The organism is Saccharopolyspora sp. (assembly GCF_017434145.1).
Classification (GTDB): Bacteria; Actinomycetota; Actinomycetes; order Mycobacteriales; family Pseudonocardiaceae; genus Saccharopolyspora_C; species Saccharopolyspora_C galaxeae.
The window spans coordinates 1-2,716 of sequence record NZ_JAFRFW010000786.1 but is presented as its reverse complement, the minus strand read 5'-3'; the positions used below and the strand labels follow the sequence as shown (position 1 = coordinate 2,716).

Below are 2,716 nucleotides of genomic sequence, written 5' to 3'. Positions count from 1 at the left end.
CTGCACGCCACCGACTACCAGCGCTGGCGCGCCCAAGTCGAAACCACCGGCGGCTGTACGCACCCGGTGCGCATGACCGGCGCCTGGACCGTCACCGACACCGCCACTGATCAAGTTCTCGCCCACCGCGGTGGGCACGTGATGGTGCCCTGCGGCAACCGGCGCGAAAGCGTGTGCGCGGCCTGCTCCGACCGCTACGCCGCTGACGCCTTCCACCTGCTGCGGGCGGGGCTTTCCGGTGGGACGAAGGGCGTTCCGGAGCACGTGACCGAACGTCCGAGGGTGTTCCTCACTCTCACCGCTCCGTCGTTCGGTCCGGTCCGCGACGACGGGCAACCCCGGTTCCCGTCCCGCTACGACTACACAGGGCACGTCCTGTTCAACGCCCACGCAGGCGTCTTGTGGCACCGGTTCGTCACGTACCTGCGCAGCCACCTCGCGAAGGCGGCCGGAATCCGAGTCCGGGAATTCGGTGACCATGCCCGGCTGTCCTACGCCAAGGTCGCCGAGTACCAGCGGCGCGGCGCGCTCCACGTCCACGCCGTGATCCGCCTCGACGGCCCCGACGGCGCCACCGACCACGCACCCGCGTGGGCCACCCCGGACCTGCTGGCCGACGCCATCCACGCGGCACATGCGCAGGTGCGGATCACGACTCCCGAGATCGACGGCCGACGCCGTGACCTGGTCTGGGGCCGCCAGATCGACGTCCGGGCGATCAAACCCGCCAACGCGCCCGACTTCGAGGACGACGACGGGCAGATCAGCGACGACCGGCTTTCGTCCTATGTGGCCAAATACGCCACCAAGGGAACCGGCAAGTCCGACGCGGCCGACCGCCCGATCCGCTCCGAGACGCACATCGAGCAGCTTCGGATTAATGAGCATTACAAGCAGCTCATGCGCACCGCCTGGTCACTCGGCGCCCTGGAGGAGCTGGATCACCTCAACCTGCGCCGCTGGTGCCACATGCTCGCCTTCCGCGGCCACTTCCTGAGCAAGTCCAAGGCGTACTCGACCACGTTCAAGCAGATCCGCGGCGACCGCCGCCGCTTCCGCCTCGAAGCCGCCCTGGCCGAGCTCGGCGTTATCGAGGACTCGGTGACCGTGGTCAACCACTGGGACATGACCTCGGTCGGGCACCGCACCCCCGAGGAACGCGAGATCGCCGAAGGCATCGCCCAACGCCGCCGCGATACCCGGCGCCACCGCCACGACTCCGAAAGAAAGGACTGACCGCCATGCAGAAGCTATGGGGACCGCAGGACGTCGCCAACTTTTTCGGCATCCCGGTCAGCACCGTCTACCAGTGGCGCACCCGCGGCACCGGCCCCATCGGAAAGCGCGTCGGCAAGCACGTCCGCTACCGCTCGGAAGACGTCGAATCCTGGTTCGACGCACAACCAGACGAGGCCATCTGATGGCTGACATCGACGATCGCTGGCACCGAAAAGGCCCGGATGGCAAGCAGCAGCGGACCGGCCGGTACGGGGTGGGCGCGCGTTGGCTGCTGCGCTGGCGCGAGGCAGACGGCACCCAGCGCAAGAAGTCTTTCCACCGCAAGGCCGATGCCGAGCAGTACGCGACGACGGTCGAGCACGGCATGATGTCCGGGACCTACGTCTCGCCGGATGCGGGAAAGATCACAGTGAAGGAGTGGGCGGACCGGTGGCTCCAAGCTCAGGGGCACCTCGCCCGATCCACGTTCGCCCGATACGAGATCGCGATCAACCGGCACATCGTTCCGAAGTGGGGCCGGGTCCGGCTGTCCGCGGTCAAGCACGCCGATGTTCAGACGTGGGTGTCAGGGCTGGCGGGGGAGTGGTCGGCCGCCTCGGTCGTGAAGGTGCACCGGGTGTTCTCACAGATCCTCGCGTGGGCTGTGCGGGACGGGCGCCTCGCGCGAAATCCAGCCGAAGGGATCCGGCTGCCTCGGCCCGACGTGCCGGACCACCGTTACCTTGATCACTCCGCGGTGGCGAAGTTGGGCGAGCGGTGCGGTTCTTACGGGATGGTCGTGCGCTTCCTGGCCTACACCGGCTTGCGGTGGGGCGAGATGGCAGCGCTGCGGGTCGGCCGGGTGGATCTGGTGCGCCGCCGGTTCCTGGTCGCCGAGTCGGTGACCGAGGTGAACGGTGAACTGGTGTGGGGATCGCCGAAGACGCACGAGCGGCGCTCGGTGCCGATGCCCCGGTTCCTGGTGGAAGAACTTCGGCCCCGGATCGAGGGTCGGGCGGATGATGCCCTGGTCTTCATGGCGCCTCGTGGGGGCGTCCTGCGGTACAGGAACTTCCGCCGGAACGTCTTCGATGCTGCGGTTCGGGATGTCGGACCGGCCGGGTTCCACCCGCATGAGCTGCGGCACACCGCGGCCTCGCTGGCGATCGCCTCGGGAGCGGACGTGAAGCTGGTGCAGCAGATGTTGGGGCACAAGACCGCGACGATGACGCTGGATCTCTACGGGCACCTGTTTCCGGACCGGCTGAACGACGTGGCCGATCGGATGGACGCTGCGGCGTGTGCCCCGGATGTGCCCCGCGAGTGATCTTGCAGGGAATCGGCAACGCTGTGCGCTGGGCGCCCTCGGCAGGACTCGAACCTGCGACACCTGCCTCCGGAGGGCAGTGCTCTATCCGCTGAGCTACGAGGGCTTGTCGTTGCTGACGTCGTTCACCTTAGCGCATGGGGTCGGAGAGTCGATAAGGGGGCCTGCGCG

The 2,716-nt window shown here is 68.0% G+C and carries 3 protein-coding genes and 1 tRNA gene; 3 read left to right on the top strand and 1 reads right to left on the bottom strand.

All coding sequences use genetic code 11. The annotated features are described in order from the left end of the window. From IJH84_RS21215 to IJH84_RS21205, 3 genes are all read left to right on the top strand, one after another. Positions 1-1,236: replication initiator (locus IJH84_RS21215; RefSeq protein ID WP_295148088.1), on the top strand; the 1,236-nt coding region annotated here is incomplete at its 5' end. 5 nt (positions 1,237-1,241) lie between these two features. Continuing rightward, positions 1,242-1,421, top strand: a complete 180-nt coding sequence (locus IJH84_RS21210; protein WP_295148086.1) for a helix-turn-helix domain-containing protein — start codon at positions 1,242-1,244, stop codon at positions 1,419-1,421. Beyond that, positions 1,421-2,545 (top strand): site-specific integrase, encoded by a 1,125-nt coding sequence (locus IJH84_RS21205; RefSeq protein WP_295148082.1) that lies wholly within the window; start codon positions 1,421-1,423, stop codon positions 2,543-2,545. The genes IJH84_RS21210 and IJH84_RS21205 overlap by 1 nt, the downstream gene beginning before the upstream one ends. Before the next feature lie 33 nt (positions 2,546-2,578). Here the strand turns inward: IJH84_RS21205 and IJH84_RS21200 are convergent. Continuing rightward, positions 2,579-2,651: transfer RNA gene (locus tag IJH84_RS21200), tRNA-Arg, on the bottom strand. Positions 2,652-2,716: the final 65 nt, after the last annotated feature.

What these genes read in the sequence shown, in the direction of transcription:
- IJH84_RS21210 (WP_295148086.1), top strand. Translation starts at nt 1,242, where the DNA reads ATGCAGAAGCTATGGGGACCGCAGGACGTCGCCAACTTTTTCGGCATC.
- IJH84_RS21205 (WP_295148082.1), top strand. Translation starts at nt 1,421, where the DNA reads ATGGCTGACATCGACGATCGCTGGCACCGAAAAGGCCCGGATGGCAAG.